Here is a 6528-nt window from a genome sequence, read left to right on the forward strand (position 1 = left end):
CCACCGCTGAGATAGAAACTGTCGCTATTGAGGGAACCCGTCGTAATATCCCCATTCGTTGCCGTGAGGGTGATATCGCCGCCAGCTTTAAAAGACGACATATCCGAAGACGTATCGATCGAACCAATTTCGACACTTGCCCCGGATATCGTCACATCCCGATATTCGGCCTGAATCCCCCGTCCGGCACCGAGGAACGCGCCCACATCGTTGCGATCGGAGTCGGCGGTAAACTCGATCGCACCACCCCCCGGACTGAAGGAGAGAGAGGTGTCTAAGGTAATATCATTCGTCGCTTCGAGGATGACGTTTCCGGTTTGATTTTCCAGAGTCGCGGCGTTGATGGTAATATCCTGTCCGTCGAAGTCGTTTGCGAAGATATCGGGAAGTGCGGCATCCACCCCAGCCGTACTCGCACCGCTGGAAATGGTGATATTCGCCGGATCGAGTAGCAGCGTTCCCAAACTGCCATTCGCCGCACTTACATCGACTAAACCCTCGAAAATGAGGTTTTGCTTCCCCGATACCTCTACGAAGCCGCCATTGGAAGAGGAGGGGGAGAGGGGGGGACTCGAAGAGAGAATATTGCTGGTGGATAAAGCCCCGCCTCGGGCGCTGATGTTGCCTAGAAAAGCTGTCGTTTCGTCGGCCCAGAGAATCACTCGTCCGCCATCTCCACTCTCCATGGCATCGGCGAAAATATTGGTATTCCCATCGACTAACGTGACTCTGGCGTTGGGAATCGTCCCGCTACCTTGGAAATCTCCCCCAATGAAAATATTTCCACCACCCTCAATACCCGACACATCCAAGGTGGCATCCAATACGGCGACTTGATTTCCCAATACTTGAATCGTCGAATCATCCCCATTTGCGGTTAACTCACCACTGGCAATCGTCGTTCCCGCTTCCGGGTCGATTTTGACATCAGACCCCACCAAACTCACCGTTCCATCGCCATTCACTGCGATTTGACTGGCATGACCTAAATCTTCTCCCCCCGCCAGCAATTGCGGTAGAGATAGGGGTGTGAAATCCTCTTCTCCAATTCCGGCTTCTCCACTGGCGACATCCAAACTCAGAACGTTCCCAGATGCACTCAAACGCACCAAGCTTTCCCCCTCTACCGCCATCAGGGTAATGTTTCCATCCGGTGCGCTGAGGGTTCCGCTATTGGTTACCACTCCCCCAAACAACCCTAAGTTCTGCCCGGAATTCACCGCTAGATTCCCGTCATTGACGATACTTCCAGGATTGGCGGTGGCAAATGCAAAGGCATCGGGATTCCCCATCAAACTCGACCAGGAATTTTCCCCGAATACATCCAACCAATTCTCGCCCAACCCAATCCCCGTTGCCGTGGTGGCGGTAAAGTCGCCCCCGACGTTGAGGCTGGCACTCGACCCGAAAACAATTCCGGCGGGGTTAATTAAAAAGAGGTTGGAATCCCCTCCGGTGACTTGCAGCAAACCATTGATATAACTCGCGTCTTTGCCAACGACGCGACCGAGGATATTCTCGATGTTGGGGTTCGAGAGGAAGTTCGCAATTTGCCCTTCGCTGACGCCGAATTCCTCGAAACTGTGAAAGAGATTAGCGCCATCGCCCGAGAGTTGTCCGCCATGAATATCGATGCGATTTCCATCTGTTGTGATGTTCGTTCCCGTGCCGTCGGCTTCGGGGGTAATGGATTGAGACGTTGCCGCAGGGGCGATCGCGATTAGAAGTAAGGGTAGGCAAAACGAGACGATCGAGGGATGAGTCGCCAACAGATTTAATGACATTTTGGTATTTGCGTTTAATTAAACATCAAATCGATGTATTAGACAGTTAGAAGTTAAAGAAATATAAAATAGAGTCAATATCTTTTGCCTGCTCTATCTATTTGAATTCAATATTTATTAATCTTGTCTTAAACTTGTTGAAATTATTAAATATTTAAGAAGACCGATCGTGAATCTTGAGAGAGACACTAGTAAATATGTCTTTTCTCTTCTTCTTCCAACTTATCCTAAAAATAAAAAAATGCCCTCCTCAAACTCAACAATATTAGTACGGCTCTGTTTCAGTAAAAATACGGAAAAAATAAAAAAATGATAAATATCTGACGAATCATTTTTCGATTGGAAAGAATCATTCCGATTTAACAGAGACACGGAAACAAAACTCAAACAAATCGATTGGGATTTCTCTTCGCTGAAGTCGGTGCCTATAGAAAAGCTTTAAACTATTTTCATCGAATATTATTAATAATGTAAAATTACCATTGCCTATAAACTTAATAAAAAATGGCAAGAGATTTATAAAATAACAACCATCGCAAAACTCAAATTGATAAGACTTAAGTCGTGATGATGCGATAAAAATACGATCGCCTTGACATTTTCACATTCTTACAAAAGAGAAGTACTATGTCACCGTTTAAATCTATTGTTTTAATAAAAATTAAATTTTTTTTCAGTTCAGTCGATCTTAAGTGAATCTTAAAAAAATAAAATATAGACAGAAGCTAAAATTCTGTACGAATCTGGAAAAATACAGATCCATACAGAAATAGATCGAAACAGAGAAGACTTACTCAATGCCTATATCTATCGAATGTTTTAGCGTGTAACGCGATCGATTCGGGGCTACCTTATTTAGTATCTATGTGTAAGTCCCGATTTGAAAAGATCTTATTCTTGACGTAAACGCTTTGAGAAGAGTCCACCGACTCCAATGGCGAGCAAACCTAAAGTCATGGTGGGTTCGGGAACCGTTGCTGATGTTGCTTCGGCAATACTCAAATCGAGTTGGGCAAAAGAGAGAATTGCATCATCGCGATATTCCATGGGAATAAAGCCCGCCGTACTTCCTGAAAAGACATCGAAAATGTCGTTGCTGGTGTAGTAGTCGAGTAAATCGAAGGTGAACGTTCCGACCTCCCGACGACCTAGATTTTGAAAAACATCGATATCTTCGATGTCTGGAAGTCCGACAATTTTAAAAGTATCTGACGCAATATCAAACCCACTTCTAAGGGTGAGAGTTAAGAGTGCAGACGTTAAGTCTTCGGATGTGGAAAAAGATGAAAAACTCGGATCGTTTGTAAAGTCAAAATCCCAGGTCGTAATTTCATCAGACCCATTCCCTACGCGACCTCTGGGTGCATTGGAAAGGGGGGTAATGGTAAAATCTCCATTGACGAGCGGATCGGGAAATGTACCGAATCCTGGAGAAAAACTGCCGCTAGCGGTAGCAGAAATTGTGGCCGCGATCGCCTCGACGGGAACCATTGCTACAGTGGTGGCGATGGCGGCGGTGGTCGCTACCCAAGAAAGGGGACGGGCAAAAAAATTTTGACGGTATGACATCGATCTTTTTCCTAGTGTAAGTTCCTGAAACCCTTAAGACCGAGAGATGTTGCCGTTAATTTTATTTCTTTGAAAAAATGATTGCTTTTGCCGTCAGTTGTCGGTTATTTATAATTTCATATCGATAGAATCGACGATCGATAACCCGTTATCTTCATATTCAAAGTCATGACATTGAGAGCGTGAAGAACAGACTATATTGCACCCATTTATTTCATGGATTGGCTTTAATTCGTTCTATTTTTACCGATAACTGAAGACTCGATCTCGATGGTTTATGACTTCGCGATTCGAGCAAATCTCAAGCAAACTAACAATCTAGGTAAGGGGTTTAACCCCTCGGTGGATATTAATATAGCAGAGACCGATGGACAAAGGGAACTTCTGGAGTGCTTCTTTACTGATACTTTTTATTTATATTACAATATAATACAAGCATCGATCGATCGCTATAGTCGGGAAAGCTAAGACAGCGATCGGGAATGTGCCACAATAGCTTTGCACTTAATAGAGTCTCGATCGATTGGGAGTTGTGTTCGTGGAGTCTCGATATTCCCCCGCATCCGTTGAAGCCAAATGGCAGCAAACCTGGGCAGAGTCTGGTTTAGACCGGACTCCCCAAAAAGGCGATCGACCTAAATTTTATGCCCTGTCGATGTTTCCGTACCCTTCGGGAAACCTGCACATGGGTCACGTTCGCAACTATACGATTACCGATGCGATCGCCCGTCTGAAGCGGATGCAAGGATATCGCGTACTCCATCCGATGGGGTGGGATGCCTTCGGACTGCCGGCAGAAAATGCGGCGATCGCGCGGGGGATTCACCCAGCGAAGTGGACGTACCAGAATATCGCCCAGATGCGCGAACAACTGCAAAAGTTGGGATTTGCCATCGATTGGGATCGCGAAGTCACCACCTGTTCCCCAGACTACTACAAGTGGACTCAGTGGATTTTCTTGCAATTTTTCCAGGCCGGACTTGCCTATCAGAAAGAATCCGCCGTCAATTGGGACCCCATCGACCAAACGGTACTCGCCAACGAACAGGTCGATAATGAAGGGCGATCGTGGCGTTCTGGGGCGAAAGTCGAACGCAAACTGCTCGAACAGTGGTTCCTGAAAATTACCGACTACGCCGAAGCCTTACTCGACGATCTCAATAAGTTATCCGGATGGCCCGATCGGGTCAAGTTGATGCAGTCCAACTGGATCGGCAAATCCGTCGGGGCGTATTTAGAATTCCCGATCGTGGGCAACGATGTAGGCAGCGATGAGAAAATTGGCGTGTTCACCACCCGTCCCGATACGGTTTGCGGCGTTACCTACGTCGTGTTGGCCCCCGAACATCCCCTCACCTTTCGCGTCACCACCGCCGAGAGAAAAGACGAGGTAGAAGCGTTTGTCAAAGAAGTGGGAGACCAAAGCGAACTCGATCGCACTGCCGAAGACAAACCCAAGCGGGGCATTCCCACCGGGGGGATGGCAATTAACCCCTTTACCGGGGATGAGATTCCCATTTGGATTGCCGATTACGTATTGTACGAATACGGGACGGGCGCGGTGATGGGGGTTCCCGCCCACGATACGCGAGATTTCCGGTTTGCCCGCGATAACGATTTGCCAATAAAAGTGGTTATTGCCCCAGAAGGGAAAGATGGCAGCCAGCCCCTAGAAGAGGCGTATACCGAACCCGGCATCATGGTGAATTCCGGGCAGTTCGACGGTAAAACTTCGACGGAAGGGAAACAGGCCGTTATCAACTATGCCACTGCCGAAGGGATGGGGAAAGGGCGAGTCCAGTATCGCTTGCGCGATTGGTTGATTTCTCGCCAGCGGTATTGGGGCGCGCCAATTCCGGTGATTCACTGCCCCGATTGTGGCGCGGTTCCGGTTCCCGATGCGGATTTACCGGTGGAGTTGCCCGAGGATGTGGAGTTCACCGGTAAAGGTTCGCCCCTGGCTGGGTTGGAGAATTGGGTGAACGTTCCCTGTCCCAGTTGCGGGACTCCAGCCAAGCGGGAAACCGATACGATGGATACGTTTATCGATTCGTCGTGGTATTTCTTGCGCTATACCGATGCCAATAACGATCGCCGGGTGTTTGAGGTGGCGAAGGCAAACGATTGGATGAGTGTCGATCAGTATGTGGGGGGGATCGAACACGCGATTTTACACCTGCTGTATTCTCGCTTCTTTACCAAGGTATTGCGCGATCGGGGTTTGCTGAACTACGACGAACCCTTTGCCCGCCTCCTCACCCAGGGGATGGTACAAGCGACGACGTACAAAAACGTGACGACGGGGCAATATTTCGCCCCCAGCGACATCGATCCAGAGGATCCCACCGATCCGGAAACGGGGGAACCGTTGAGTGTCTTTTTCGAGAAGATGTCCAAGTCTAAATATAATGGGGTCGATCCGCTGCCGGTATTGGAGAAATACGGGGCAGATACGGCGCGGATGTTTATTCTGTTTAAAGCCCCGCCGGAAAAGGATTTGGAATGGGATGATGCGGATGTGGAAGGTCAGTTCCGCTTCCTGAATCGGGTGTGGCGATTGGTGGCGGATTTTGCCAACGCCGATGCTTCCCCTGCCAATGCCGATAAATTGACAAAGGACGAGAAAGACTTGCGCCGTGCCATCCATACGGCAATTCGGGAAGTCTCGGAAGATTTGCAAGGGGACTATCAGTTTAATACGGCAATTTCCGAGTTGATGAAGCTGAGTAATGCTCTTAACGATGCCAAGTGCAAAGCTTCAGGGGTGTATGCAGAAGGGGTGGAAACCCTAATTAAGTTACTCGCACCTTTTGCCCCCCACATTGCCGAGGAGTTGTGGCACGGGATCGGCGAAACGGAGTCGATTCACTTGCAAACTTGGCCACCTGTGGACGAAAAAGCGTTGGTGGTGGATGAAATTACCTTGGTGATTCAGGTAATGGGCAAAACGCGCGGCACGATTCAGGTGCCGGCCAGTGCGGATAAGACCGCCTTGGAGGAGTACGCGCGGGAGTCAGAGGGGGCACAGAAATATATCGCCGGGAAGGAGATTAAAAAGGCGATCGTCGTGCCGAATAAGTTGGTGAATTTTGTGGTTGTTTGAGGAAGAAGCTGAATCGAAGCGAAAGAGCAATTTCATCACCCCGTGCGGAAATTGCCCTTTGGCTTCGATCGC

At 48.5% G+C, this 6528-nt stretch carries 3 protein-coding genes; 1 reads left to right on the top strand and 2 read right to left on the bottom strand.

The annotated features are described in order from the left end of the window. Both IQ235_RS15475 and IQ235_RS15480 read right to left on the bottom strand, forming a co-directional pair. Positions 1-1784 (bottom strand): filamentous hemagglutinin N-terminal domain-containing protein (locus tag IQ235_RS15475; RefSeq protein WP_264322340.1); only part of this gene is annotated, 1784 nt, incomplete at its 3' end. Positions 1785-2675: 891 nt separating this feature from the next. Then, positions 2676-3353 (bottom strand): PEP-CTERM sorting domain-containing protein, encoded by a 678-nt coding sequence (locus tag IQ235_RS15480; protein ID WP_264322341.1) that lies wholly within the window; start codon positions 3351-3353, stop codon positions 2676-2678. A gap of 538 nt (positions 3354-3891) precedes the next feature. Here IQ235_RS15480 and leuS point away from each other — a divergent pair. Then, complete coding sequence (gene leuS / locus IQ235_RS15485) at positions 3892-6456, top strand: leucine--tRNA ligase (RefSeq protein WP_264322342.1); 2565 nt, start codon at positions 3892-3894, stop codon at positions 6454-6456. Positions 6457-6528: the final 72 nt, after the last annotated feature.

This window comes from Zarconia navalis LEGE 11467, assembly GCF_015207075.1.
GTDB classification, from domain to species: domain Bacteria; phylum Cyanobacteriota; class Cyanobacteriia; order Cyanobacteriales; family Geitlerinemataceae; genus Zarconia; species Zarconia navalis.

What these genes read in the sequence shown, in the direction of transcription:
- IQ235_RS15480 (WP_264322341.1), bottom strand. Translation starts at nt 3,353, where the DNA reads ATGTCATACCGTCAAAATTTTTTTGCCCGTCCCCTTTCTTGGGTAGCG.